Source organism: Mesorhizobium bavaricum (genome assembly GCF_056781655.1).
Map to the genome: position 1 here is coordinate 5048380 of NZ_CM165566.1, position 26039 is coordinate 5074418.

The window sequence follows — 26039 nt, forward strand, 5'->3', positions numbered from 1 at the left end:
CGATGGGTGCCGAGTACTGGTTCGCGCGCAACATCCGTGTCGATGATGTCGGCCGCGGCCGCTACGGCAGGGGCGCCATGCCCCTCGGCTGGCAAGGCCGCGCCGTCATCGCCGGTTTCGTCATGGCCATGCTGTTCGGTGCCCTGCTGATGGCCCTGGTGGGCTTCTACGGCAACCACCTTGCGCTTGGCATAGCGCTCTACGTCATCCTCGCCCTATGCGGGGGCGGCACCTTCATCTGGGCCGTGGCCACCAAGAGCGACCCGAACAAGTCTATGGCCGAATACCGGGCCGAGCGGCAGCGCGCCAGATCGAGTGGCGCATAATTCTTGACCGGTCAGCCAAGAAGCGTCGCGCGCAGATGATCGAGGATCATGGCCACACCCTTTTGCCCGAGCTCGGCCGAAGCGTCCCTGGCGGTCGCCGTATACCAGCTCTTGTTGTCTTCGAAGTGAGCGGCGTCGACCGCCTCCGGGCATAGCGCCATCATCAGAGATGTCTCGCCGATGCCGGCATGGTCGAACGGGTACTTCATCGTCGCCGACATCAGCGGATGCACCTGCACCCAGTTGAAGAAGTTCTCACCCGCGGCATGTCCGGAATAGTAGTCGGCCATCGCCTCCGAGCCCCACCAGCCCTCGCCACGCTCCTTTTCGAGGAAGCGGAAGATTGCCTGGCGGCCGGCGGTCTTGAAGGCGAGATCTGTCGGCATGCCGGCGGCGAAGTTCTCGGTCTGGTGGTGGATGATGGCGTGGATGTTGCGAAAGCCGATGCGCAGCAGGCTGTAGAACAGCTCCTGCGCGAACGGCGCCAGCGCATTGCCACCGACCTGCACCGAGCCGCTGCCCTCCGGCGCAGCCACCGCGTAGCTCGCCGCGCCATAGTAGAAGGGCGGCAGGATGACGATGTCGGCCTCCTTTTCGAACAGTTCCAGCGTCTTGATGACGGCCAGCGTGTCCATGCCGACGGCCATGTGCTCGCCATGGTATTCGAGCACGCCGAGCGGCAGTGCGACCGGCCAGTTCTCGGCGATCGCCTTGCGGATCTGGTGTGGCAGCATCAATTCGTAGCGCATGATCTATTCCATGTTGGTGTGGCGGGCGCGCATCGCTTCAGGCGACGCGCCGATCAAATCCCTGAGCTTCAGCACCATCACCTCGAACAGCAGGAACAACGCGCCTTCGAACACGGAGCCCATCGGCAGGACCGATGTCTTCCGCGCTCCCTCGTCGTTGGCCATGGTTTGCGCCGGGATGAGCAGCGTGAAATCGGCGTGCTCTGCCGCGCTGCTTTCGGCCTGGGCGGTCAGCAGGAGATTGGTCGCGCCTGCACCATGCGCGACCTGCATCAAGGTCAGCACGGTTGAGGTTTCGCCGGGTCCGGAGCTGACGAGGAAGACATCGCCAGGCCCCAAGGGCGGCGTGGTCATGTCGCCAACCACAGAGACCGGCAGGCCCAGATGATAGAGCCGCATGGCGAGACCCTTGACCTGCAAGGCCTCGCGGCCGCAGCCGTAGACGATGATCTGCTTGGCGCTGGCCAGCATCTTGCAGGCGGCGTCGATCCGGCTCTCGTCGATGCCCGCCAGCACGCTGCCGAGTTCGTCCAGTGCGGTCTTGAACAGGTTTTCGTTGTCGCCGCTCACCGCAAACCTGCCATCGAAACCACCTTGGGGATTGCCGCCCTTACTGCCACGAACAGCTTGATTTTGCTCATGCTATCAACCGCGAAAATGCGTGTCCAACGGTCCGCGACGCTTTTGCCGGGCCACAGGCATGATAGTGTCATGTCAGACAAATCAAGTGAGGCAAACAGCAGAATATGAAGACACGGCATTTCGACCGCATCGGCAATGGCGGCATCGACTTTACGGAGCTTGGCTTCGGCACGGCGCCGCTCGGCAATCTCTACCGTGCCGTCTCGGACGAGGACGCCAATGCCACACTGGAGGCCGCCTGGGCGACCGGCTGCCGCTACTACGACACCGCGCCGCTCTACGGGCTTGGCCTGTCGGAAACGCGGCTCAACCCGTTCCTACGCGGCAAGAAGCGCGACGACTACGTGCTGTCGAGCAAGGTTGGCCGCATCATGCGCGCCTGCCCGCCGGAAGAGCGCACCGGCATCGGCAAGTTCTTCGACACGCCGTCGCGGCGCGAGGTTTACGACTACAGCTATGACGGCGTCATGCGCTCGTTCGAGGCCTCATTGGAGCGGCTTGGCGTCGATCGGATCGACATCCTCTTCGTGCACGATGTCGACATCTTCACCCATGGCAGCAAGCAGGCGTCCGACCAACGCATCGAGGAGTTCATGCGCTCGGGTTATTACGCGCTGCTGTCCCTGCGCGACCAGGGGGTGATCAAGGCGTTCGGCGGCGGCATCAATGAGTGGCAGGTCTGCCAGGCGCTGGCCGAGCGCGGCGACTTCGATCTCTTCCTGCTTGCCGGCCGCTACACGCTGCTGGAGCAGGAGGCGCTGGCATCCTTCCTGCCGCTCTGCCAGAAGCGCGGCATCGGCATCGTTCTCGGCGGACCCTACAATTCCGGCATCCTGGCGACGGGGCCGAAGCCTGGCGCCTATTACAATTACACCGAGGCGCCACAGGACGTGCTCGACTGCGTGGCGCGCATCGAGGCGGTCTGCAAGCGCCATGGCGTGCGGCTGATCGAGGCCGCGTTGCAGTTTCCGCTGCAGCATCCATCGGTGGTGTCGGTAATCCCGGGTGGCCAGCGGCCGAGCGAAGTCGAGAGCAACCGGTCGCTGCTCGATGCGAAGCTGCCGGCAGCGCTTTGGGCCGATCTCAAGAAGGAAGGCCTGATGCGAACTGAAGCGCCGACCGCGTAATCCACTCGCAACCCGGGCGACCACGCGCGTCGGCGTCGGGCGTAAAAATGAAAAGCCGGGCAAGCCCGGCTTTTCTGGTCGGATGTACCCGCGTAGGGCGTAAAAATGAAAAGCCGGGCAAGCCCGGCTTTTCTGGTCTCTGAAAGAAAAAGGCGCTTAGTTGACTGCGTCCTTGAGGCCCTTGCCGGCCGAAAACTTCGGCACGGTGCGCGCCGGGATCTTCACTTCGGCGCCGGTCTGCGGGTTGCGGCCGGTCGAGGCCGCACGCTTTGACACGGTGAAATTGCCAAAGCCGACAAGCCGGACATCGCCGCCCTTCTTCAGTTCGCCGGTGATCACGGAAAATACCGCATCGACCGCCGACTGCGCGTCACCCTTCGAAATGCTCGCGGCGTCGGCGACAGCGGACACCAGTTCGTTCTTGTTCATAAAAATTCCCTTCCATGAGAACACCGGAACTTACGACTCATCCGGCAGGAAACGGACTTTAGAAAGAAGCGTTCCCGCAACCAAGTCGAAAAGGCAGGAAAAAATCGGAAAAAGCCCGGAATTCCGGGGTTTTTCACATGAAAAAGCCGGGCGCGAAGCCCGGCTCTCTGTTTTTGCACTGCAACGTTAGCGAAAGCTAACGCATGGCCCTGAAAACCGTAGTCGGTTTTCAGAAAGGACCATGCGCAAGTCCAAGCGTTAGAGCGTCCTCTGCGCGTCCAAGTGGACGCGCGCCGCTCTAATGCGCCAGCGTCTTGCCGGCATCGTCCGCGCTGTCGGTCGCGGCCGGAGGATTGACCGGTTCGACCCATTCAATCGGCTCCGGCATACGCACCAGTGCATGGCGCAACACCTCTCCGACCCGTCCGACCGGAATGATCTCCATGCCGTTCTTCACGTTGTCCGGAATCTCCGCCAGGTCCTTGGCGTTGTCTTCCGGGATCAGCACCTTCTTGATGCCGCCGCGCAGTGCGACCAGCAGCTTCTCCTTCAGGCCGCCGATCGGCAGCACCCTGCCGCGCAGCGTGATCTCGCCGGTCATGGCGACATCCGCCTTGACCGGAATGCCGGTCAGCACGGAAACGATCGCTGTGGCCATCGCCACGCCAGCCGACGGTCCATCCTTGGGCGTCGCGCCTTCCGGCACGTGCACGTGGATGTCACGCTTGTCGAACAGCGGCGGCTCGATGCCGAAATCGATGGCGCGCGAGCGGACATAGGAGGCCGCCGCCGAAATCGATTCCTTCATCACGTCGCGCAGGTTGCCGGTCACCGTCATGCGGCCCTTGCCGGGCATCATGACACCTTCGACCGTCAGCAGCTCACCGCCGACCTCCGTCCAGGCAAGCCCGGTAACGACACCGACCTGATCGTCAGCCTCGACCTGACCGAAGCGGAAGCGCGGAACACCGAGATAGTCGGCGAGGTTCGCCGCCGTGATGTTCACCGTCTTCTTCTTCGTCTTCAGGATCTCGGTCACCGCCTTGCGCCCGAGCTTCATCAGCTCGCGCTCCAGGCTTCTGACGCCCGCTTCACGGGTGTAGGTCTGGATGATGGCGCGGATTGCGTCCTCGCCGACGGAGAATTCCTTCGGCTGCAGAGCATGGTCGCGCACCACCTTCGGCATCAGGTGCCGCTTGGCGATTTCGATCTTCTCATCCTCGGTGTAGCCGGCAATGCGGATGATCTCCATGCGGTCCATCAACGGCGCAGGGATGTTCAGCGTGTTCGCCGTCGTCACAAACATCACGCTCGACAGGTCATATTCGACCTCGAGGTAATGGTCCATGAACGTCGAGTTCTGTTCAGGATCGAGCACCTCAAGCAGCGCCGACGACGGATCGCCGCGGAAGTCCTGGCCCATCTTGTCGATCTCGTCGAGCAGGAAGAGCGGGTTGGACTTCTTCGCCTTTTTCATCGACTGGATGACCTTGCCGGGCATCGAGCCGATATAGGTGCGCCGATGGCCACGGATCTCGGCTTCGTCACGCACGCCGCCCAGCGCCATGCGGATGAATTCGCGACCGGTCGCCTTGGCGATCGACTTGCCGAGCGAGGTCTTGCCGACGCCGGGAGGGCCGACGAGGCACAGGATCGGCCCCTTCAGCTTCTTCTGGCGGCTTTGCACGGCAAGGTACTCGACGATGCGGTCCTTGACCTTGTCGAGGCCGAAATGGTCGGTGTCGAGCACGTTCTGCGCGAAGGCCAGATCCTGCTTGACCTTGGAGTTCTTGCCCCACGGGATCGACAGGATCCAATCGAGATAGTTGCGCACAACGGTCGATTCCGCCGACATCGGCGACATCGTCCTGAGCTTCTTCAACTCGGCTTCCGCCTTTTCGCGGGCCTCCTTGGAAAGCTTGGTCTTCTTGATGCGCGCCTCGATCTCCGCAGCTTCGTCGCGGCCGTCCTCGCCCTCGCCAAGCTCCTTTTGGATCGCCTTCATCTGCTCGTTGAGGTAGTATTCGCGCTGCGTCTTCTCCATCTGGCGCTTGACACGCGAACGGATGCGCTTCTCCACCTGCAGGACGGAGATTTCGGCTTCCATGAAGCCCATCGCCTTTTCCAGCCGCTCCTTGACCGAGAGCGTGGCCAGCATCTCCTGCTTTTCAGGGATCTTGATGGCGAGATGCGAAGCGACCGTGTCGGCGAGCTTGGAATAGTCGTCGATCTGGCTGGCGGCACCCACCACTTCCGGCGAGATCTTCTTGTTCAGCTTAACGTAGTTCTCGAAGTCGGTGACGACCGAACGAGCCAGCGCCTCGACCTCGACCTCTTCCTCTTCCGGCTCGACAAGCGCCGCGGCGCGGGCCTCGTGGAAGTCGGGACGGTCGGTGAACGAGACGATTTTCGCGCGCGAAGCGCCTTCGACCAGAACCTTGACGGTGCCGTCGGGCAGCTTCAGCAATTGCAGCACATTGGCGAGCGTGCCGATGTCGAAGATGGCATCGGGCTCGGGATCGTCATCGGCGGCATTCATCTGGGTGGCAAGCAGGATCTGCTTTTCCTGCCCCATCACCTCTTCCAGCGCCTTGATCGACTTTTCACGCCCGACAAAGAGCGGAACGATCATGTGCGGGAACACCACGATGTCGCGCAGTGGGAGGACTGCGAAGACGCCGTCGCTGGGAGCCTTGGATATTTTGGCCATTGTCCAACCTTTCATGTCGCGGCCGCCAATCAGCCAACCGCGAATCTTATATTAACGACCGGGGATCGTTCCGCCTACCACCGTTTGTGACGGGAGTTTTACAGCACAGAAATCGGGCACCTCGGCCTTCTCCAATTAGTTGGATGCACGATCCACAAAGATCAAGGGGCCCGTACAAATCCGCTCCTCCAACTTGCCCGCAAGTGACACATTTGCGACGCCAACGCCGGGCGCAGCCGCAAAACCCTGCGTGACAGCAAAACGGCGCCTTGCGGCGCCGTTTCAAAACTCCGTTGCGGGCTCATGTCAGGCGCTGACATTGCCCTTCTTTTCCTTCTGTTCGGAATAGATGTAGAGCGGTCGGGCACTGCCGGTCACCACCTCTTCCGAAATCACCACTTCGCGCACGCCTTCGAGCGCGGGAAGTTCGAACATCGTGTCGAGCAGGATCGCTTCCATGATCGAGCGCAGGCCGCGCGCGCCGGTCTTGCGCTCGATGGCGCGCTTGGCGATCGCCGACAGGGCGTTCTCGTGGAAGGTCAGGTCGACATTCTCCATCTCGAACAGCCGCTGATACTGCTTGACCAGCGCGTTCTTCGGCTCGGTCAGGATCTGGATAAGCGCCGGCTCGTCGAGGTCCTCCAGCGTCGCCAGGACCGGCAGACGGCCGACAAATTCGGGGATAAGACCGAATTTCAGCAAATCCTCGGGCTCGACCAGCCGGAAGACATCGCCAGTGCGGCGATCCTCGGGCGAAGCGACGATGGCACCAAAGCCGATCGAGGTTTTCCTGCCGCGATCCGAGATGATCTTGTCCAGCCCGGCGAAGGCGCCGCCGCAAATGAACAGGATGTTGGCGGTGTCGACCTGCAGGAACTCCTGCTGCGGATGCTTCCTGCCGCCCTGCGGCGGCACGGAGGCGACAGTGCCTTCCATGATCTTCAGCAGTGCCTGCTGCACGCCCTCGCCCGACACGTCGCGAGTGATCGAGGGATTGTCGGACTTGCGCGAAATCTTGTCGATCTCGTCGATGTAGACGATGCCGCGCTGGGCCCGCTCGACATTGTAGTCGGCCGACTGCAACAGCTTCAGGATGATGTTTTCGACGTCCTCGCCGACATAGCCGGCTTCGGTCAGCGTCGTGGCGTCGGCCATGGTGAAGGGCACGTCGATGATGCGGGCGAGCGTCTGCGCCAGCAGCGTCTTGCCGCAACCGGTCGGGCCGATCAGCAGGATGTTCGACTTCGCCAGTTCGACATCGTTGTTCTTGCCGGCATGCGCGAGGCGCTTGTAGTGGTTGTGGACCGCCACCGACAGCACGCGCTTGGCGTAGGGCTGGCCGATGACATAGTCGTCGAGAACCTTGAGGATTTCCTGCGGTGTCGGCACGCCCTCGCGCGACTTCACCATCGAGGTCTTGTTCTCCTCGCGGATGATGTCCATGCACAGCTCGACGCATTCGTCGCAGATGAAGACCGTCGGACCGGCGATCAGCTTGCGCACTTCGTGCTGGCTTTTGCCGCAAAACGAGCAGTAAAGCGTGTTCTTGGTATCGCCGCCGTTGTTGCCGACCTTGCTCATTTTCATGTCCTTTCATGGCCGCCCGCCGATGGTCTGGCTGAAAGGGCGCATACTCAATCTATCGCGGGAATCCGCCGCCGCCAGTATAATCCGGCTCCCCGCAACGCATTCCGTACGAAACACAAATCAGAAAACGTGGCAATGATTCGCGACAGCCCCGCATAAAGCTAAGCCGCCGAAACTCAACATAGCCTTAACGTAGGCAATCCTGACCGCCGAGGGAACAGCCAATTGTGGCCGAAATGCCGCAAGACACGCCAAAAGCGCGTGATGTCGCCATCCAACTGCCATCTAGCCCTTATGCCACAGCGCCTTCAGCCGGCTCGCGCGACGAAATGACCTTGTCGATGAGGCCGAAATCCCTGGCTTCGTCGGCGGTCATGAAATGGTCGCGATCGAGCGTCTTCTCGATCTCTTCGTAGCTCTTGCCGGTGTGCTTGACGTAGACCTCGTTGAGGCGACGCTTCAGCTTGATGATGTCCTGGGCATGGCGTTCGATGTCGGATGCCTGGCCCTGGAAGCCGCCGGACGGCTGGTGAACCATGATGCGGGCGTTCGGCGTGGCGAAGCGCATGTCCTTGTGGCCGGCGGTCAGCAGCAGCGAGCCCATCGAGGCCGCCTGGCCAATACAGAGCGTCGACACGGCCGGCTTGATGAACTGCATGGTGTCGTAGATGGCCATGCCCGAGGTGACGACCCCGCCCGGCGAATTGATATAGAGGTTGATTTCCTTCTTCGGATTCTCGGCTTCGAGGAACAGCAGCTGCGCGCAGACCAGCGTCGCCATGCCGTCCTCGACCGGACCGGTGATGAAAATGATGCGCTCCTTGAGGAGGCGCGAGAAAATGTCGTAGGCCCGCTCGCCGCGATTGGTCTGTTCGACCACCATCGGAACGAGGTTCATGTAGGTTTCGATGGGGTTCTTCATTAGTTATCTCTATCTCGCGGTGGGATTCCGACGCCGGGAATGCTGGCAGATCGGGCAGAATCGGTTCTGGATCGTTATTCCGTAAATAGGATGCCGGCTCATCCTTGTGCAAGGCCGCCCCCTCCTAGCCATCTGGGTAAGTCGAATCAAGGTTACATTCTCGGGATTCATCGACCCGTACCGTGATCGATCGGCGACGTCGTCACCATCCGTAGCAATTTCTTAACCGCATCGCTTAACGAAATACGGCAAATTCCCTTTTACCAGACGCCTGATCCCCTACAATCCAACGTTGAACCGTCATCGTACCGTTCAACAGGGGGAGTGTCATGTTCAGGAAAACCGCATGCTTCACCATTGCCGGGCTGACCATGCTCGGCTCGATTTCCGAGACAGCGGCCGGCGGCCGCGCCGTCGAATGCTATGAGCCCGTCCGCACGCCTGATGTCTACGACACGGTCTACGAAGACGTGCTGGTCAGCCCGCCCGGCCAGCAGGTCGACTATGTTCCCGCCATCTACGGCACCCGCGAACGCGTGGTGATGACCGTTCCGGCACAAGTGACCTACGAGGTCGTGCCCGCCATCACCCGCACCGTATACCACACGGTCCAGATCGATGATGGCGGCTATTCCTGGGAATGGCGCGTCATCCGTGGCCGCAAGGTGCTGTGCAAGATCTGGCACAAGGCGCGCTACGGGCGTGTCGCCGAGACCGTGGTGATCCAGCCGGAGCGTACACGGCGCGTCGTCATCCCGGCGCAGTACGACAGGATCGCAGAGGAGGTGCTGGTGCAGCCGGAACAAAGGCGCATCATCAATGTTCCCGCATCCTATCAGACGGTGGCGCGGCGCGTGCTGGTCCGCGAAGGCTCATCCGGCTGGCGGCGCGTGCATCTTCCCAGGCACTGCCAGGATTAGGTTAGGGTCTGGACCCACAAAAGTGTTGGCATGAGGAGCGGGTTGTGATCGCAACCCGCCATGACCGCAACGCCGTGACGTTCCGATCTGTCGCGGCCGCTGTGTCCTACTGGTTCTGAGTTCAGACCCCGGGTCAGACGGTCCAGGTCCAGTCGATGGGGTAGTTGACAATGGGGGTGAACGTCACGCCGACCGCCTCCATATCCCTACGGCCGTCGACAACCATCTCCTTCAGCAGGTCCAACTGCGCCGCATGCTCGTCGGTGTCCCAGACACTAACTTGCACGATCGAGCCCGTCGGCGAGACGCCCGCATAAAAGTGAAGGAGCCCCGGCAACCGTCTGATGGCCGGGATGATGTACTCCGAGGTCTTCTTGCTCGCGGCGTCGACCTCGGCGAACCGGCTCGGGTCGTAGCTGGCGCGCGAGACCCGCACGACGGCGGTTGTCGGCAATGACTCGGCGATGGTGATTCTATCCGTCATGGGATCCTATCTCTCTCGCTGCGGTCTGCATCGCAGCCGCTGTCTCCTACTGGTTATGAGTCCGGACCCTAGCTCCAGCGGCGTTCAGGCCATCTCCGCCCGCAGCCAACGCTTCAGGCCGGCGATGTCGCCATCACCAATGGCGGCCGCCACGCGCCTGCCGACGGCGGCGCCGAACTTGTAGCCATGGCCCGAGCAGGCCGAGACGATCAGGCACTTGCCCTTTTCGTGCGCCATGAATTTCTCGTCGGCGGTGAAGGTGTAGGCGCAAGTGACGACCTCGGTCACCCGGTATTCATCGATGCGCGCGATCGGCGGCGAAAACAGGTTGCGGATCGCCTCGCCCTCGCCCGCCACCGGGTCACGGTTCCAGTCGGCGTCGCTGGTCGGCACCCTATGCAGCCCGGAACCGAACTTCATGCCGGCGCCGCCGGAGGGCGGGATCGCGTGACCGTCGACCGGGCCGCCGATATCGAGGACAACCGGCGCCACCTCCCAAGCCGCCTTGAGGTCGGCCGGCGGTTCGACATAGGCAAGTGCTGTTCGATAGGTTTTCAACTCGCCATCCAGTTCCGGAAACAGTTTCAGCACCCAGGCGCCGGCGGCGACGACGATGCGATCGGCCTGCATGGTTTCGCCGCTTTCGAGCACGATGTGACCAGCCTCGGCATCAACTTCGACGACCTTGCTGTTTTCGTAGACATTGGCGCCCGTGGCCCGCAGCCATCTGGCGAGGCCGGACGCGATCTTGCGGCAATGCAGCACGCCGCCTTCGGTCGAAAAATAGGCGTAGCGGAACGAGCCTGGCTCAAGGAACGGCCAGCGTTCAACAGCGGCATCCGGCTCCCGCAATTCGAACGGAAAATTCCCCTCCTCAAGGCCCTCGCGGTATTCCTCGGCCTCGTCGTCCGGCTCGCGCGAAATGCAGACAAAGCCGCGCGCATCAAGGTGGCTTTCGCCGAGATCGGCCCACATCTCGTCCCAGGCCTGATAGGCCTCGGTGATCAGCCGGCCATAGCCGGTTCCGGCCCGGTAGGCGCGGCGGATGATACGGTGATGGTCGCCGGATGCCGCCAACGGGTTGGGGATCGGGCCCTGCTCGACGATGGAAACGCTGTGGCCGGCCTTGACCAGCGACCACGCCGTGGAAAGACCGGCAATGCCCGCGCCGACAACGATCACATTCATCAGGTCAGTCTTTCCGCAGCCGCATCGGCTGGCTCAACGCATTGGGCTGCCAACGTTTTGCTCACTGGCCGCAACATACGGTCTGGAACCGGGCTGGCAAGCCGCGCTATTGGTCTGGCATGACCAAATTGACGCCACTCACCCCAGCCTTTGATCCAGCCACCCGCCGCCTTAGGCTTGACCCGCACGAGCCTGCCTTCTTCCAGGATCCGTACGAGGCCTATGCCTTTCTGCACGGCGCATCGAATGCGTTCTTCTGGGAAGAATTCGGCTTCTGGTGCTTTGGCGGCTTTGACGACGTCAGCCGGCTGCTGCGCGACCGCCGCTTCGGACGCCAGAACCCGGCCGGCATTCCCGACAGCCGCGGCGTTGGCAAGGACCGTAGCCATCTGAAGGCATTCGACGGAATCGAAGCCAATTCGATGCTGGAACTGGAGCCGCCGGTGCACACGCGGCTCAGAACGCTGGTCAACCGTGCCTTCGTCTCGCGTCAGGTCGAGCGGCTGCGGCCGCGTGTCGAAGCGCTCGCCAACGACCTGATCGACCGTTTCGAACCGGGCCAAGCCGTCGACCTCCTGCCCGCCTTCGCAGCGCCGCTGCCGATCACCATCATTGCCGAAATGCTCGGCGTGCCGGTCGAGATGGGGCCGCAACTGCTCGACTGGTCGCACCAGATGGTTGCCATGTACCTGCATGGCCGCACCCGCGAAACCGAGGAGACGGCGAACCGCGCGGCTGGCGAATTTGCCGATTTTCTGCGTGGCTATATCGCTGAGCGGCGCAGGAAGCCCGGCGACGACCTTCTGTCGCTGCTGATTTCGGCACAGGAGGACGGCCAGAAACTGTCGGAGGACGAGATGGTGTCCTCGGCGATCCTGCTGCTCAATGCCGGCCACGAGGCGACCGTGCATCAGACCGGCAACGCCGTCCGCTCGATCCTGGCGCAAGGCGGCGATGTCAGCCGCTTCTTCGGCTCACCGGAAGCGACCGCGGCAACAGTCGAGGAATGCCTGCGCTTCAATGCGCCGCTGCACATGTTCATGCGCTACGCCTATCAGGAAATCGAAATCGTCCCCGGCATCGTCGTGCAGCCGGGCCAGACGATCGGATTGCTGCTTGGCATGGCCAATCATGACCCGCGCGCCTTCGCCGACCCGCTCGCCTTCAGCCCGGATCGTGCGGACCAGAAGAACGTGTCTTTCGGCGCCGGCATCCATTTCTGCATCGGTGCGCCGCTCGCCCGGCTCGAATTGCAAGTGTCGCTGAAAACCTTGTTCGACCGGCACCCAAAGCTCCATCTTGCCGAACAGCCGCGCTTCCGCGACACTTACCACTTCCGTGGGCTGGAAACGCTCGCCGTCGGCTTCTGACGATCGCGGGCCCGGGGCGGCGAATGAGGTTGTTTTCGAGATCGGCGACGGCGTTCGCAGTGGCATGGCTTTGCGCCTCGATGGGTTGCTTGGAAGCCGATGGCATCGCGAAATGATGGCCCGATACGGGTTTTCGGACAGCGACATCGATCGCGTCGTCTGATCCGGGTTGGATGCCTGTTTTTATGCATGTCGTTCTCCCAAAACCGGGGCCACTTTTGGGCGACATGCATTAGAGCTTGATCACATACTCCTTGCGAGTCGTCTCAAGCACTTCCCAGCTTCCCTTAAACCCGGGCCTGAGCACAAAACTGTCGCCGGCCCGCACCGTGCGCGCTTCGCCACCATCCTCCGCGATCACCGAAACACCGGACAGGATGTGGCAGAATTCCCATTCGTCGTAGACGATGCGCCACTTGCCCGGGGTCGATTCCCAGATGCCGGCATAGAGGCCGCCGTCCCGCTCCTCGACATTCCAGGTGCGGAATGTCGGATCGCCCGAGATCAGACGGTCTTGCGCCGGCGCGCCAGATTCGGGTTCGACGGTTTTGGTGTCGACGGAAAGAAACACGGTCATGATCGATCAGACCTTGGCAAGCGCCTGTTCGAGGTCGGCGATGATGTCGTTGACGTCCTCGATGCCGATGGAAAGCCGGACTGTGTCCGGACCGGCGCCAGCCTTGACCTTCTGCTCGTCGGAAAGCTGGCGGTGGGTGGTCGAGGCCGGGTGGATGACCAGCGACTTGGTATCGCCGACATTGGCGAGGTGCGAGAACAGTTCGAGCGCCTCGACGAACTTGACGCCTGCGTCGTAGCCGCCCTTGAGGCCGAAGGTGAACACGGCGCCGGCGCCTTGCGGCGAGTATCTCTTCTGCAGCGCGTTGTTCTTGTCGCTCGGCAGGCCGGGATAGTTCACCGAGGCGACCTTGGGGTGGTTGGACAGCCAGGCGGCGACCGTCACCGCATTGTCGCAGTGGCGCTGCATGCGCAGCGGCAAGGTCTCCAGGCCGGTCAGGATAAGGAAGGCGTTGAACGGCGAAATCGCCGGGCCGAGGTCGCGCAGGCCAAGCACGCGCGCGGCGATGGCGAAAGCGAAGTTGCCGAAGGTTTCGTGCAGGATGAGGCCGCCATATTCGGGGCGCGGTTCCGACAGCATCGGGTATTTGCCCGACTTCGACCAGTCGAACGTGCCGCCGTCGACGATGGCGCCGCCAATCGAATTGCCGTGGCCGCCGATGAATTTGGTCAGCGAATGGACGACGATGTCGGCGCCGTGCTCGATCGGCCGAATGAGGTACGGCGACGCCAGCGTGTTGTCGACGATCAGCGGCAGGCCGTGCTTGCGGGCGATATCGCCGATCTTTTCGATGTCGACAAAGGTGCCGGCCGGATTGGCCAGGCTCTCGATGAAGATCGCCTTGGTCCGGTCGTCGATCTGGCTCTCGAAGGTCGAGATGTCATTGGTGTCGGCCCAACGCACCTCCCAGCCATAATTCTTGAAGGCATGGCCGAACTGGTTGATCGAACCGCCATAGAGCTTGTTGGCGGCGACGAAATTGTCGCCCGGCTGCATCAGATTGTGGAACACAATCACTTGCGCGGCATGGCCGGAAGCGACCGCAAGCGCCGCCGTGCCGCCTTCGAGCGCCGCGATGCGCTCTTCGAGCACCGCCTGCGTCGGGTTCATGATGCGGGTGTAGATGTTGCCGAAGGCCTTGAGCCCGAACAGCGAGGCGGCATGATCGGCATCGTCGAAGACGAAGGAGGTCGTCTGGTAGATCGGCGTGGCGCGGGCGCCGGTGGCCGGGTCGGGCTTGGCGCCAGCATGGACGGCGAGCGTATTGAAACCGGGCGTGCGGGTCATCGAAACCTCCCTTTTTGAAACTCTTGAAATGGCGGGGCATTCTTGGCGAAGCCCGGGCGCGAATGCAAAGAAGAAAATACCCTTCAGCGAACGATCCGCGGCCAAGGCGCGAGAAAATGCACTGCCTTACGGAATAATTTTTGCGTCTACTTCTGGCGAACGCCGAAACTCTGATATCCGGAGCGCATCAGCGGCTTCTTCGACGACAGCACGCCGGAATTGACGCCGGTCCAGCCGATCTCGCCGGACAGCTTGCCATATTCGATCTTGGGGCAGCGGTTCATCACCACCTTCATGCCGGCAGCTTCGGCGCGCGCGGCTGCCTCGTCATGGCGTACGCCAAGCTGCATCCAGAGGACTTTCGGCAAGGGATCGAGCCGCAACACCTCCTCGACAATGCCAGGCACTGCTGTCGCCCCGCGAAAAACGTCGACCATGTCGATCGGTCCGGGAACGTCAGCGATCCTGGCATAGGTCATCCGGCCGAGGATCTCCTTGCCGGCCTGGCCAGGGTTGATCGGGAACACCAAAAATCCCTTGGCCAGCAGATATTTCAGCACGAAGTAACTCGGCCGCACGTCATTGGCGGACGCGCCGACCATGGCGATCGTCTTCACCGAATTGAGGATCCCGGCGATGTAAGTGTTGTCGTAACTGTCGTGGTTCATGCGGCTTCCTGCGGTAGTGAAACGGCCGGACCTTCGCGGCAGGCCTGTTCGATGCGCCAATTGAGTTCCTCGTCAGTCACGCGTCATCCTCCCTCAGCGCTTCTTCCATAAAGGCCTGCGGATCGGAGCAGAAGTCGCGCATCATGCGAAAATGGTCGGTATCGCTGAAATCGGTCGGGTCGAGCCCGAAGCGGCTGATGCGGAACAGCCGCGCGCCGGGACAAGCCATCAGCAGCGGCGAATGCGTGGCCATGATGACTTGCGCGGTGCCCGACTGGTCCATGCGCCGCAGCATCTTGAGCAGTTCGATCTGGCGTGACGGCGAAAGCGCGCTTTCGGGCTCGTCGAGGATGTAGATGCCTTGCTTGCGGCAGCGTTCCTCGAAAAAGCGGATAAAACCCTCGCCATGCGACCAGGACAAGAAATCAGGAGGCGCCCCACCAGACTCCAGCGCCGCCTGGTCGAGATAACGCGCGACGGCGTAGAAGGATTCGGCGCGAAAGAACCAGCCGGCGGTGACCTTCGGCAGCCAGTGGCCACGCAGCGTGTCGGCCAGTGCGGCACCGCTCTTGTCGATGGCGCCGGAATGGTCGACCGGCCTGTAACCTTTGCCGCCGCCCGCTTCGTCGTAGCCGGCAAGCGCGCCGATCGCCTCCAGCAGGGTCGATTTGCCGGTGCCGTTCTCGCCGACGATGATCGTGATCGGCGTGGTGAATTCGAGCTCGAAATCGTGGCCGCGAAACAGCGGCAGGTTCCAGGGATATTTTTCCCAATCCTCGACCCGCGCGGGATCGACCAGGATGCGCTTGAGATAGGGTGCCTTGAGCCGCGTCAGCTGCTTGCGGTAAGCCATCAGTCAGGCAGGGAAATCGTGCCGTCTTCCGCGATCGGAAAGGCCGGATTGTGCGCCACTTCCCAGACATGCCCATCGGCATCGGCGAAGTAACCATACCAACCGCCCCAAAAGGCGCGGCCGGCCGGCTTGACGATACGGCCGCCGGCTTTTTCCGCCATGGCGAGCACCTCGTCGACTTCGGCGTCGGAGCGGGTGTTGTAGGCGAGATAAACCGCCGACGGCGCCCCGGCGAAGGCGATGCCGGAATCCCCCTCGGCGCTGGCGCGCGGGAACAGGCCGAGAATGGCGCCGCCCATCTGGAAGAAGGCGACACCGTCGGTGATGCCGGCATGACGGGTAAGGCCCATCGCCTCGTAGAAACGCACAGCGCGGTCGAGATCGTCAGTCGCGATGGTAATGATGGAGATGCGCGGTTCCACGATTACTCGTCCGTCCATTCCGGCTTGCGCTTGCCGATGAAGGCGCCGATGCCCTCCTCGGCGTCACGCGCCAGCATGTTCTCGACCATGACCCGGCCGGTGTAGGCATAGGCGTCGGCGAGCCCCATCTCGGCCTGGTCGTAAAAGGCTTCCTTGCCGGTCTTGATCACCAAAGATGATTTGGAAGCAATGGTTTGCGCGTATTTGGTGACGATCTGATTCAGATATTCGCGCGGCACGACGCGATTGACCAGGCCGAATTCCTTGGCGGTTGCCGCATCGATCGTCTCGCCGGTCAACAGCATCTCCATCGCATGCTTGCGCGAGACGTTACGCGACAGCGCCACCATCGGCGTCGAGCAGAACAGGCCGATGTTGACGCCCGGCGTGCAGAAGGTCGCCTCATGCGAGGCGATCGCCAGGTCGCAACTGGCGACCAGTTGCAGCCCGGCGGCGGTGGCGAGGCCGTCGACTTCGGCAATCACCGGCACGGGGTGACGCACGATCGCCTGCATCAGTTCGGCGCAAGCGGCGAACGTCTCTGCGAAGAAGGCCTTGCCACGATCGGCGTCGGCGCGCCGCGCAGTCATTTCCTTGAGATCGTGACCGGCGCAGAACACCTTGCCGGCTGCCGACAGCACGATGACGCGAACGGCCTTGTCGGCTTTGGCGCGCTCGAGTTCCGCCGTCAGCGCCGCCATCACCGCCAGCGACAAGGCGTTGGCGGGTGGATTGGCGAGCGTGAGGCGCAGCACGCCCTTGTTCAGTTGTGCGACAACCGGGCCGTCAATGGCGGCAGGCTTGATGGCAAGGATTTCAGCCATGGATAAGGTCTCCGCGATTCCGCTCGGGCTGGGAGAGTATCTAATATCGGATCAGCTTTCATCCAACATCCATCGCTTGCGCCAGGGGACGAAAGTGTTGCCAGAAATGCCGCGCTGCGTTCATACAGGCTGGCGCAAAACGAGAGGCCGACATGCCCGCCCAGACCAATCTCAAGCCCGTGCTGACCGCAGCGCAAGTCAATACCCTAATGAAGACCGTCTATCCGCAACTCAACGAGCAGTTCACCTTCTATGAGGCGATCGAGGTATTTCCGGGCGGTTGCACCGTGCGGCTCAATGCCGGAGAGCAGCACCTGCGTCCCGGCGGCACCGTGTCCGGCCCGTCGCTGTTCACGCTGGCCGACATTGGCGGCTACGTCTGCGTGCTTTCGCATGCCGGTCCGGACGCGCTTTCCGTTACCGTCAACCTCGACATCAACTTCGTCCGCAAGGCCGAGGCCGGGCCGATCGACGGCCATTGCCGCATCCTGAAGCTTGGCAAGAGCCTGATGGTCTTCGACATCGACATCGTCGCCGGTCCCGACGGACACACGATCGCGCATGCCACCGGCACCTATTCGATCCCACCGAAGCGAAATGGCGATGTGGTAAAATAATACCTTTTATCCAAAGTACTGTTTTTGCTACACTTTACCCGCTATCGGCCTTTTCAAGCGCCTTGACGCAGCAACTGCCCTCGCCTATAAGCCCTCACGAAGCAGCGGCCCGCAAAGGCCGCCGTTTTGTTATTGGCGGCGGGCAAGCGCTTTTCGCCAATCCAAGCAACAAGAAACGCCTTCCGTTGTGAAGGTCCGAACCGAAAGCAGAAACCATGACAACCTTTTCGCAGAAGCCTGCGGATGTGGTGAAGAAGTGGATCCTGATCGACGCCGAGGGTCTCGTCGTCGGCCGTCTCGCCACTGTCATCGCCAATCATCTTCGCGGCAAGCACAAGCCGACCTTCACCCCGCATGTCGACGACGGCGACAACGTCATCGTCATCAATGCCGACAAGGTGGTGTTCACCGGCAAGAAGTTCACCGACAAGGTCTATTACTGGCACACCGGCCACCCCGGCGGCATCAAGGAGCGCACCGCGCGCCAGCTGCTCGAGGGTCGTTTCCCCGAGCGTGTCGTCGAGAAGGCCGTCGAGCGCATGGTGCCGCGTGGCCCGCTCGGCCGTCGTCAGATGAAGAACCTGCGTGTCTATGCAGGTGCCGAGCATCCGCATGTCGCCCAGCAGCCCGTCGTGCTCGACGTGGCCAAGCTGAACGCCAAGAACAAGAAGGTCGCATAAGATGGCTGAGCTTTCCTCGCTCGCAGAACTGGGCGCCGCCACCGGCAACACCAACACCCAGCCAGCAGCCCCCGTCCACGTCCAGAAGCTCGACAAGTCGGGCCGCGCCTATGCCACCGGCAAGCGCAAGAACGCCATTGCGCGCGTCTGGGTGAAGCCCGGCTCGGGCAAGATCGTCGTCAACGACAAGGAATTCGCGACCTATTTCGCGCGTCCGGTCCTGCAGATGATCCTCAACCAGCCGATCATCGCCGCCAACCGCTCGGGCCAGTACGACATCGTAGCCACCGTCATCGGCGGCGGCCTCTCGGGCCAGGCCGGCGCTGTTCGTCACGGCATCTCCAAGGCGCTGACCTACTACGAGCCGACGCTGCGCGCCGTGCTCAAGAAGGGTGGCTTCCTGACCCGCGACAGCCGCGTCGTCGAGCGCAAGAAGTACGGCAAGGCGAAGGCCCGCCGCTCGTTCCAGTTCTCGAAGCGCTAAGCAGCTTCAGACAATCGAAAAGGCCGCCTCCGGGCGGCCTTTTTGTTTGGGCTCGGCAGTCACCCCACCCGCGCCTGCGGCACGACCCCCCCATCAAGGGGGTCGCGGCAGTTTCGCCGGCCGAGCAATCCGCGAACTCCAGTAGCAGAACAATGTTCGGAATACTGAGCGCGGCGCGCCCTACCTTCCCTCGATGGGAGGTAGGGGTGCCGGGCGTAGCTCATGCCTAGCGGCAGGTCAGGACTTGCCGGCCTTGATGAAATCGATGAACGCCCGCAGCGGGGCCGGCACGAGGCGCCGGCCGGGATAATAGAGGAACGGCCCGGAAAAGTTCTGCCACCACGGTTCGAGAATGGGCTCAAGCGCGCCGCTGTCGAAGTGAGGACGAAGCCAGCCCTCGAAGAGGCCGATGATGCCGGTGCCGGCGATGGCCGCATCGACGGCCAGGTCGGTCGCGCCGCCGATCCGCACAATCAGCGGCCCCGTCGGGTCGACCCGGACCACCTCGCCGTTGCGCTCGAATTCCCATGGCAGCATCGCGCCGCTGGCAAAGCGGCCGCGCACACAGGCGTGGCCGAGCAGGTCGCTCGGATGTTGCGGCCGCCCATGGCGATCGAGATAGGCGGGGCTGGCGGCAGTGGCGAAGCGTTGCACACGCGGTCCGATCGGCACCGCGATCATGTCCTGTTCCAGCCGCTCGTCGTAGCGAATGCCGGCGTCGCAGCCGGCCGCCAGCACGTCGACAAAGTTCTCATCGGCGATCACCTCCAGCCGGATGCCGGGAAAGGCGGCGAGAAAACCCGGAACGATGTCGGGCAATATCAGCCGCGCGGCGCTGACCGGCACATTAAGACGCAACGAGCCCGCCGGCCTGTCGCGAAAGCCGTTCACCACGTCGAGGGCTGCCTCGACCTCCGACAGCGCCGGGCCAAGCCGTTCCAGCAAGCTGAGGCCAGCTTCGGTCGGGACAACGCTGCGCGTCGTGCGGTTGAACAGCCTGACACCGAGTTGCGCCTCGAGGCGACGCACCGCCTCGCTCAGGCCCGAGGCGCTGCCGCCGCTGGCACGCGCACCGTCGCGAAAGCCGCCGGCGCGCGCCACCGCCACGAAGGCGTTCAGATCACTGAGGTCCATCATTGTTCGCTATTCCGCACGGCCTGTGTGGATTGTACCTGATTATCACGAGGTTGAGCAGCGCCTATCTTCGTCTCCTCAAAGGAGATCAATCATGTCTGTTATTCAACAGTCCGGCAGCTTCACCCTTGGTAGCCACACCGTTAAGCGTCTCGGCTATGGTGCCATGCAGCTCGCCGGACCCGGTGTATTCGGGCCGCCCAGGGACCATGACGCGGCACTGGCCGTGCTGCGCGAGGCAGTTCTGCAAGGGGTCGACCACATCGACACCAGCGACTTCTATGGCCCGCACGTGACCAACCGGCTGATCCGCGAGGCGCTGGCACCCTACCCCCGGAATCTGGTCATCGTGACCAAGATCGGCGCCAAGCGTGGCACGGATGGATCATGGCTGCCGGCCTTCTCCGCCGAAGCGCTGACCCAGGCGGTGCACGACAATCTGCGCAATCTCGGGCTCGATGTGCTCGACGTGGTCAACCTTCGGATCATGTTCGATACACATGGTCCCGCCGAAGGATCGATCGAAGCGCCGCTGACCGTGCTGGCCGAACTGCAACGGCAGGGCCTGGTCAGGCACATCGGACTGAGCAACGTGACATCGACGCAGATCAAGGAAGGACGCCGGATTGCCGAAATCGTCTGTGTGCAGAACCAGTACAATCTGGCGCATCGCGGCGACGACGCCCTGATCGACGACCTTGCCCGTGACGGCATCGCCTATGTGCCGTTCTTCCCGCTCGGCGGCTTCAACCCGCTACAGTCTTCGACGCTGTCCGATGTAGCGCAGCGCCTCGGCGCCACCCCAATGCAGGTCGCGCTCGCCTGGCTGCTGCGTCGCGGACCCAACATCCTGCTGATCCCCGGCACATCATCGGTCGCGCATCTGCGGGAGAACCTCAGTGCTGCCGAACTCGCCCTTTCGGACGATGTGCTCAGGGAATTGGATGGTATGGCGAGCGTCGCCGCGGCCTGACCAGTGGCGCTGCGATAGCAGTGTCCAACTGACGATCTTGAAAAGGCCGGCTGCGCGCGGCCTTTTCATTGAGCATTCTCATCCGGCGGCATGGTCCGCATCGCGGATAAAAAGGAACGCGCAGAGCGCCGAGCCGGCCACCGCAAGCGCCGAGGCCAGGAATGCCAGCCGCATTCCCTCGATGGTGCCCAGCGCCAACGCGGAGCCAAACAGCGCCACGCCGATCGCGCCACCCGACTGGCGCACGGTGTTGAGCACTCCGGACGCAGTCCCCGAAATCTCTGTCGGCACCGCGGACAGCAACGCCGTGGTCATGGCGGGAACGGCAAGACCAATCCCCACCGGCAGGAACAGCAGGCGCCACAGCAGCGACAGATACGATGTGTCTGCCTGGATCGACGCCATCAGGCCGAAACCGGCCGCGCCGATGGCCAGGCCGATCGCCATCGGCAATCGTGGGCCATAGTTTGCGGCAATGCGCCCGGCGGCGATGTTCGACACGGTGACGGCGGCCATGAACGGCAGGAAGGCGAGCCCGGTCATCTCGGGCGAAAAATGCCTTTCCTTTTGGAAATAGAGGCTGAGCATGAAGATCGTGCCGTAAAGCGTCAGGTTCACCGCGAGCCCGACGAGGCTCGTCACCGCCGGCACGCGGCTGGCAAACAGGCCGAGGGGAAACATCGGGGCCTTTGTCCTGCTCTCGACCAGCAGGAAGACGCTTCCGGCAATGGCCGCCAGCAGCAGTCCGCCAATCACCGGCACCGAAGTCCAACCCGAGGAGCCGGCTTCGATGAAGGCGCCGGTCAGCGCAAACAGCGTCAGCACGACAAGTCCCTGCCCGGCCCAGTCGATCGGCGGCCTCTCGGCCTTGAGCGGCGTTTCCTGGAGAACCCGGTAAGCCATCCAGATGGCGAGCGCGCCGATGGGCAGGTTGACCAGGAAAATGCTCTGCCAGCCAAGCGACGCGACCATGAAGCCGCCGAGCACCGGTCCAGCCGACAGGGCGATGCCGCCCGCCGCTGTCCACAGGCCAACGGCGCGCGCCCGGCGTGCCTTGTCGGAAGCGTAGGCGCGATTGAGGAGCGCCAGCGAACACGGCATCAACAAGGCAGCGCCGGCGCCTTGCACGGCGCGCGCCGCGATCAGCATCCATGCACTCTGTGCCAGGCCACAGGCCAGCGACGCAATGCTGAACAGCGCCATGCCACCAACGAAAACGCGGCGGGTGCCGATCCTGTCGCCAAGCGCGCCGCCGGCCAGCAGCAGCGAAGCGAACGCGAGCGTATAGGCGTCGACGACCCATTGCAGGCCGCCTATGCCCATCGAGAGTGCCGAACCGATCCTGTTAAGCGCAACATTGACGATGGAGACATCCAGCTGCACCACCACGAAGCCGAGACTGGTGGCGGCGACGGTGGCGGCATAGGCGAGATGGGCGGGGCGCTTGAAGAGCATGGTGTCGGACATGCCCATGGATAACGGCTTTTCACTGACACCGTTCCGTCAGCAGACACTGGCCCGCGACAATGTGCCGAAACCTCAGTCGCGGCAGGTCAATTGATGCTGGCGGTCGCGGCAGGTTCGATGCGCGGCTCGGCATAAGGCACGCGGTAGCCGTTGGCCGCCAGCCAATCGATGGCCGCTTTCGGCTCGTCGGTCTGGATGATGGTGGCGCCGCGATCGGCCCAGAAGCCCCAGGCTTCGCGCGGCAGGCTGGCCCGCACCGCCAGTTCGTCGCCGCGGCCGCCGGCCAGGAAGCCGCCCGGCTTGTTGACGATGGCGTATGTGTCGGCCCAGATGTGCCAGTTGCCACGCACGGCAGCCGCGCGCATGCGCGTGCTGAACAGCGGTCCGCCGGTCTCGGTCAACGTCTCGGCGCCGGCCCGCCAGTTGATCAACTCGGTCGCGCGCGGCGAGAAGACGTGGTCGACTGTCTCGACGAAACCGGCATCATGCACCGCGTCGTCTGCAATGATCGGCATGAACTGGAAGCCGCCGCCGATGGCATCCATGGCGGCCTTCACCGTGGCAATCCGGGTGGAGTTCCACAGGTTCTCCTTGACGATGACCTGTTCTGCCATGCCGAGTTCGCGAGCCACCGCGATCATGCCAGAGAGGTCGCCGACATCGAGCTTGTTGTCGAGGTTGATGAGGATCCTGTCCCGGGTTGCCAGCAACATCTCGCGCAGCGTCGAAACCGTTTCACCCGATACCGCACCGGTGCCTTCGACCACCAGCCGGCAGGTCCTAAGTTCGGCCAATGTGTACTTGATCACCTCACCCTTGCAGGTCGTGGTGCGGTCGAGCCAGCTGTCGTGCATGACGACGAACTCACCATCCTTCGCGCGCCTGATGTCGACCTCGACGATTTCGGCGCCCATGGCGATCGAGCCTTCCACGGCCGCGATCGAATTCTCGGGATAGAGCGTCTTGCCGGCCTGCATGCTGCCGGCGCGATGCGCGGCCACCATGACGTGGTCGCGCCACTGGTTGGCGTGCTCGAAGCGGTCGAGAATCTGCCTGGCGCGGGTCTCGCCGGCCAGGGCCTGGCCAGAGGCGGCCGCAAGTGCCGCGGAAAGCAGAAGGCTTAGCCAGATGGTCCGCATCGAGAATCGCTCCTTGCCGGATCAAACCCGGATAGGCGATGCCCGTGACAGGCCGGTGAACGAAGCCGGCTAGCGGCTTCCCCCAACAGCTCGGGTTCAGATGCGTTTCGAGAGCCGGCGGAACCACGCCATGGCCGGCATTTCGACGAAGCGCCAGGTGATCCAGGAGGCTGCAATGGTGGCGACAAGCATGACGACGATCGCCACGGCCCCTGTCCAACCGGAACCAAAGCCCGTTGCGGGCTGGCCGCGCAGCACCAAGTCGTCGATCAGGCCCAGGCCAAGCTTGCGCTCGACGAGCCCGGCGACGTTGATCATGCGCGCCTGGACGAAGATGTGGACCATGTAGATGGAATAGGACAGCGCGCCGAGCGTCAGCATGAACGGCGTCCTCAGCAAGGCGCTGATCCAGCCGCCTTCATGGGCGAAGAGAAACAGCGCCAGCGCGAACACCAGGGGTGCCGCGATGCCGAAATCATTGTCGCCCGCCAGCGAGACAAAAAGCACGATGACGGCCACCATGACGATTTCGGCAAGGGTCCAGGCCCTGTGCGGGCTGCCCTTGGCCAGCGCCTGTCGCGCCCCTGCAATGGAATCATGCTGAAACCAGGCCAGCAAGGCACCGAGCGAGAAGCCGTACAGGCAGCGGATGAAGCCGAAATCGAAGGACACATCCATATGATGGGTCGAGAAGCCGAGCAGGAACAGCGGCGCGGTGACGGCAGCGCCGACGAACCATACCCAGGCGCGCGCGCCGGCGACGAACACCACGCCCGCAAACAGGAGGTAGGCGAAGAACTCGGCCGAAATGCTCCAGCTCGGCGCGTTCCAGGTCAATTGATCCTCGAAGCCGACGCCTTGCAGCAAGAGAAGGTTCGCAAGCAGACTCCTAGGGTCGAAACCGCCGGTGAAGGGAGCGGCCCCGGTGCCATGCAGTTGCGGCAGCACCAGCCGCAACAGCTCGAAGCCGACAAAGGCGGCAAGCATGAGCAGGTGCAGCGGGTAGATGCGGCCGAAACGGACTAGGGCGAAGCGCGCCACCTCTTCCGGCTGGCTCAGCCGGTTGCCGTAGCTGCTGGCGATGACGAAACCGGAAAGAACGAAGAAGAAGTCGACGAAAAGGTAGGACGAACCGATGAAGGCGCTTTGCGAAATCGTCGAACCGGTCGGGAAGTGAAACAGCGCCACCAGCAGCGCGCAGATGCCGCGCCACGAATCGAGAACCAGGAAGCGTTCGCCGGCGATCGTGCCTATGTGGGTCGACACAACGGGGCGGGGAGGATTAAGGAACGCGGTCTGCGTCATGATGATACAAATCCTGTTTTGCCATGGCACTTGAGGGGCGCCATTTCGTCTCCCCAAGCTGTGACTGGCATGTTGCGTGCCGGTTCTGTAGTTGTGGCACCCCGATGAAACCGAGGATCCGTAATGGCGACCAACAACATCGACCATGCCTTCACCGCCCGCTCCAAAACGGGCGCGGCCCTCGAGCCGACCTATTCCGGCGCGCTGTCGTTCATGCGGCGCAAATACACGAAGGACGTGAGAAGGGCGCGGACGCGGTGGTGTGGGGCATTCCCTTCGATGCCGCTGTCACCAACCGGCCCGGCGCCCGATTCGGACCGCAGGCGATCCGCCGCGCCTCGGCGATCCTCGACAACGACCCGCAATACCCGTTTTCACGCGATCTGTTCGAGCATCTCGCGGTGGTCGACTATGGTGACTGCCTGCTCGACTCAGGCAACCACCAGAAAACGCCCGGCACCATCGAGCGCGAAGCGGCGAAAATCCTGAAATCCGGCGCCTTCCTTTTGTCGCTTGGCGGCGACCATTTCGTCACCTGGCCGCTGCTCAAGGCGCATGCCGCCATCCACGGACCGCTCGCTCTGGTGCAGTTCGATGCCCATCAGGACACCTGGCCTGATGACGGCAAGCGCATCGATCATGGTTCCTTCGTCGGCCGCGCCGTCAATGAAGGCGTCATCGATCCCGACCGGTCCATCCAGATCGGCATCCGCACCCATGCGCCCGACACGTTCGGCATCAAGATCCTCTACGGCCATGAGATCGAGGAGATGCGCGCGTCCGACATCGCCTATGCCATCGTCGACCGCACCGGCGGCAGGAAGACCTATCTCACCTTCGACATCGACTGCCTCGATCCGGCCTATGCGCCGGGCACCGGCACGCCGGTTGCCGGCGGACCGTCCTCGGCAAAAATCCTGTCGACCCTGCGCCAGCTCAACCAGATCGATATTGTCGGCGCCGATGTCGTCGAGGTTGCGCCGGCCTATGATCACGCCGATATAACGGCGATCGCCGGCTCGATGGTGGCCATGCAGTATCTCGGCCTGCTGGCCGAACGAAAGGCCCGGCTTGAAGAGCTGAACAACGGCAACCACAACGGTGCCGCGGTGAATCACGGTCAGGGCATATAGTCTTGAAATATCAGGGAATTTG

General features: G+C 62.8%; 26 protein-coding genes and 1 pseudogene. 9 read left to right on the forward strand and 18 right to left on the reverse strand.

Annotated elements, in window-relative coordinates; genetic code table 11:
• The first annotated feature begins 2 nt into the window (after positions 1 to 2).
• On the forward strand, positions 3 to 326 hold the full coding sequence (locus AC1RZR_RS24775; protein ID WP_481826282.1) for a hypothetical protein: 324 nt from the start codon (positions 3 to 5) through the stop codon (positions 324 to 326).
• 11 nt (positions 327 to 337) lie between these two features.
• On the opposite strand, the gene AC1RZR_RS24780 is transcribed toward AC1RZR_RS24775, so the two are convergent.
• Both AC1RZR_RS24780 and AC1RZR_RS24785 read right to left on the reverse strand, forming a co-directional pair.
• Positions 338 to 1075: a creatininase family protein gene (locus tag AC1RZR_RS24780; RefSeq protein WP_481826283.1), complete on the reverse strand. Its 738-nt coding sequence runs from the start codon at positions 1073 to 1075 to the stop codon at positions 338 to 340.
• 3 nt (positions 1076 to 1078) lie between these two features.
• The gene (locus tag AC1RZR_RS24785) at positions 1079 to 1645 is read right to left on the reverse strand and encodes an SIS domain-containing protein (protein ID WP_481826284.1); all 567 of its coding nucleotides are present in this window, start codon (positions 1643 to 1645) and stop codon (positions 1079 to 1081) included.
• 176 nt (positions 1646 to 1821) lie between these two features.
• Here AC1RZR_RS24785 and AC1RZR_RS24790 point away from each other — a divergent pair, with 176 nt between their 5' ends.
• Positions 1822 to 2844 carry an aldo/keto reductase gene (locus AC1RZR_RS24790; RefSeq protein ID WP_481826285.1) on the forward strand — a complete coding sequence of 341 codons (1023 nt, stop codon included), beginning with the start codon at positions 1822 to 1824 and terminating at the stop codon, positions 2842 to 2844.
• Between the two features lie 156 nt (positions 2845 to 3000).
• Here AC1RZR_RS24790 and AC1RZR_RS24795 read toward each other — a convergent pair whose 3' ends face one another.
• From AC1RZR_RS24795 to clpP, 4 genes are all read right to left on the reverse strand, one after another.
• On the reverse strand, positions 3001 to 3273 hold the full coding sequence (locus AC1RZR_RS24795; protein ID WP_006201846.1) for an HU family DNA-binding protein: 273 nt from the start codon (positions 3271 to 3273) through the stop codon (positions 3001 to 3003).
• 298 nt (positions 3274 to 3571) lie between these two features.
• Positions 3572 to 5983, reverse strand: a complete 2412-nt coding sequence (lon, locus tag AC1RZR_RS24800; RefSeq protein WP_481826286.1) for an endopeptidase La — start codon at positions 5981 to 5983, stop codon at positions 3572 to 3574.
• A gap of 306 nt (positions 5984 to 6289) precedes the next feature.
• Positions 6290 to 7564 (reverse strand): ATP-dependent Clp protease ATP-binding subunit ClpX, encoded by a 1275-nt coding sequence (gene clpX, locus AC1RZR_RS24805; RefSeq protein ID WP_477275485.1) that lies wholly within the window; start codon positions 7562 to 7564, stop codon positions 6290 to 6292.
• A gap of 298 nt (positions 7565 to 7862) precedes the next feature.
• A complete protein-coding gene (gene clpP / locus AC1RZR_RS24810; RefSeq protein ID WP_481826287.1) occupies positions 7863 to 8492 on the reverse strand; it encodes an ATP-dependent Clp endopeptidase proteolytic subunit ClpP in 630 nt (209 codons plus the stop codon).
• Between the two features lie 329 nt (positions 8493 to 8821).
• On the opposite strand from clpP, the gene AC1RZR_RS24815 reads away from it, so the two are divergent.
• Complete coding sequence (locus AC1RZR_RS24815; RefSeq protein ID WP_481826288.1) at positions 8822 to 9412, forward strand: hypothetical protein; 591 nt, start codon at positions 8822 to 8824, stop codon at positions 9410 to 9412.
• Positions 9413 to 9545: 133 nt separating this feature from the next.
• Here the strand turns inward: AC1RZR_RS24815 and AC1RZR_RS24820 are convergent, their stop codons facing one another.
• On the reverse strand, positions 9546 to 9896 hold the full coding sequence (locus tag AC1RZR_RS24820; protein ID WP_477275490.1) for a hypothetical protein: 351 nt from the start codon (positions 9894 to 9896) through the stop codon (positions 9546 to 9548).
• Between the two features lie 84 nt (positions 9897 to 9980).
• On the reverse strand, positions 9981 to 11084 hold the full coding sequence (locus AC1RZR_RS24825) for an NAD(P)/FAD-dependent oxidoreductase (protein ID WP_481826289.1): 1104 nt from the start codon (positions 11082 to 11084) through the stop codon (positions 9981 to 9983).
• Positions 11085 to 11203: 119 nt separating this feature from the next.
• On the opposite strand from AC1RZR_RS24825, the gene AC1RZR_RS24830 reads away from it, so the two are divergent.
• Positions 11204 to 12454 carry a cytochrome P450 gene (locus AC1RZR_RS24830; RefSeq protein ID WP_481826290.1) on the forward strand — a complete coding sequence of 417 codons (1251 nt, stop codon included), beginning with the start codon at positions 11204 to 11206 and terminating at the stop codon, positions 12452 to 12454.
• Positions 12455 to 12686: 232 nt separating this feature from the next.
• Here AC1RZR_RS24830 and AC1RZR_RS24835 read toward each other — a convergent pair whose 3' ends face one another.
• From AC1RZR_RS24835 to AC1RZR_RS24860, 6 genes are all read right to left on the reverse strand, one after another.
• Positions 12687 to 13031 carry a cupin domain-containing protein gene (locus tag AC1RZR_RS24835; protein ID WP_481826291.1) on the reverse strand — a complete coding sequence of 115 codons (345 nt, stop codon included), beginning with the start codon at positions 13029 to 13031 and terminating at the stop codon, positions 12687 to 12689.
• Positions 13032 to 13037: 6 nt separating this feature from the next.
• Positions 13038 to 14318 (reverse strand): O-acetylhomoserine aminocarboxypropyltransferase, encoded by a 1281-nt coding sequence (locus AC1RZR_RS24840; protein WP_379095038.1) that lies wholly within the window; start codon positions 14316 to 14318, stop codon positions 13038 to 13040.
• Between the two features lie 146 nt (positions 14319 to 14464).
• Positions 14465 to 14986 carry a CoA-binding protein gene (locus AC1RZR_RS24845; RefSeq protein ID WP_481826292.1) on the reverse strand — a complete coding sequence of 174 codons (522 nt, stop codon included), beginning with the start codon at positions 14984 to 14986 and terminating at the stop codon, positions 14465 to 14467.
• 76 nt (positions 14987 to 15062) lie between these two features.
• Positions 15063 to 15839 carry an AAA family ATPase gene (locus AC1RZR_RS24850; protein ID WP_477275501.1) on the reverse strand — a complete coding sequence of 259 codons (777 nt, stop codon included), beginning with the start codon at positions 15837 to 15839 and terminating at the stop codon, positions 15063 to 15065.
• Complete coding sequence (locus AC1RZR_RS24855) at positions 15839 to 16261, reverse strand: VOC family protein (protein WP_477275503.1); 423 nt, start codon at positions 16259 to 16261, stop codon at positions 15839 to 15841. The genes AC1RZR_RS24850 and AC1RZR_RS24855 overlap by 1 nt, the downstream gene beginning before the upstream one ends.
• Positions 16262 to 16263: 2 nt before the next feature.
• Positions 16264 to 17085 (reverse strand): enoyl-CoA hydratase, encoded by an 822-nt coding sequence (locus AC1RZR_RS24860; RefSeq protein ID WP_481826293.1) that lies wholly within the window; start codon positions 17083 to 17085, stop codon positions 16264 to 16266.
• Positions 17086 to 17237: 152 nt separating this feature from the next.
• On the opposite strand from AC1RZR_RS24860, the gene AC1RZR_RS24865 reads away from it, so the two are divergent.
• The 3 genes from AC1RZR_RS24865 (at position 17238) to rpsI (ending at position 18866) form a co-directional block, all read left to right on the forward strand.
• Positions 17238 to 17702 (forward strand): PaaI family thioesterase, encoded by a 465-nt coding sequence (locus AC1RZR_RS24865; RefSeq protein ID WP_481826294.1) that lies wholly within the window; start codon positions 17238 to 17240, stop codon positions 17700 to 17702.
• A gap of 215 nt (positions 17703 to 17917) precedes the next feature.
• On the forward strand, positions 17918 to 18382 hold the full coding sequence (rplM, locus tag AC1RZR_RS24870) for a 50S ribosomal protein L13 (protein WP_013532205.1): 465 nt from the start codon (positions 17918 to 17920) through the stop codon (positions 18380 to 18382).
• Between the two features lies 1 nt (position 18383).
• Positions 18384 to 18866, forward strand: coding sequence for a 30S ribosomal protein S9 (gene rpsI / locus AC1RZR_RS24875; RefSeq protein WP_111545698.1), 483 nt, complete (start codon positions 18384 to 18386; stop codon positions 18864 to 18866).
• 237 nt (positions 18867 to 19103) lie between these two features.
• Here the strand turns inward: rpsI and AC1RZR_RS24880 are convergent, their stop codons facing one another.
• Positions 19104 to 20003: a LysR family transcriptional regulator gene (locus AC1RZR_RS24880; protein ID WP_481826295.1), complete on the reverse strand. Its 900-nt coding sequence runs from the start codon at positions 20001 to 20003 to the stop codon at positions 19104 to 19106.
• 91 nt (positions 20004 to 20094) lie between these two features.
• Between AC1RZR_RS24880 and AC1RZR_RS24885 the strand changes: the two genes are divergently transcribed.
• Positions 20095 to 20973: an aldo/keto reductase family oxidoreductase gene (locus tag AC1RZR_RS24885; RefSeq protein WP_481826296.1), complete on the forward strand. Its 879-nt coding sequence runs from the start codon at positions 20095 to 20097 to the stop codon at positions 20971 to 20973.
• Between the two features lie 78 nt (positions 20974 to 21051).
• Here the strand turns inward: AC1RZR_RS24885 and AC1RZR_RS24890 are convergent, their stop codons facing one another.
• The 3 genes from AC1RZR_RS24890 to AC1RZR_RS24900 all read right to left on the reverse strand — a co-directional run bounded on the left by AC1RZR_RS24890 (position 21052) and on the right by AC1RZR_RS24900 (position 24884).
• Positions 21052 to 22446 carry an MFS transporter gene (locus AC1RZR_RS24890; RefSeq protein WP_481826297.1) on the reverse strand — a complete coding sequence of 465 codons (1395 nt, stop codon included), beginning with the start codon at positions 22444 to 22446 and terminating at the stop codon, positions 21052 to 21054.
• Between the two features lie 80 nt (positions 22447 to 22526).
• Positions 22527 to 23579 carry a glycerophosphodiester phosphodiesterase family protein gene (locus AC1RZR_RS24895; RefSeq protein ID WP_481826298.1) on the reverse strand — a complete coding sequence of 351 codons (1053 nt, stop codon included), beginning with the start codon at positions 23577 to 23579 and terminating at the stop codon, positions 22527 to 22529.
• Between the two features lie 96 nt (positions 23580 to 23675).
• Positions 23676 to 24884 (reverse strand): acyltransferase family protein, encoded by a 1209-nt coding sequence (locus AC1RZR_RS24900; RefSeq protein WP_477275518.1) that lies wholly within the window; start codon positions 24882 to 24884, stop codon positions 23676 to 23678.
• A 123-nt stretch (positions 24885 to 25007) separates the two neighbouring features.
• On the opposite strand from AC1RZR_RS24900, the pseudogene speB reads away from it, so the two are divergent.
• Positions 25008 to 26017 (forward strand): annotated as a pseudogene (gene speB / locus AC1RZR_RS24905) (agmatinase).
• Positions 26018 to 26039 lie beyond the last annotated feature (22 nt).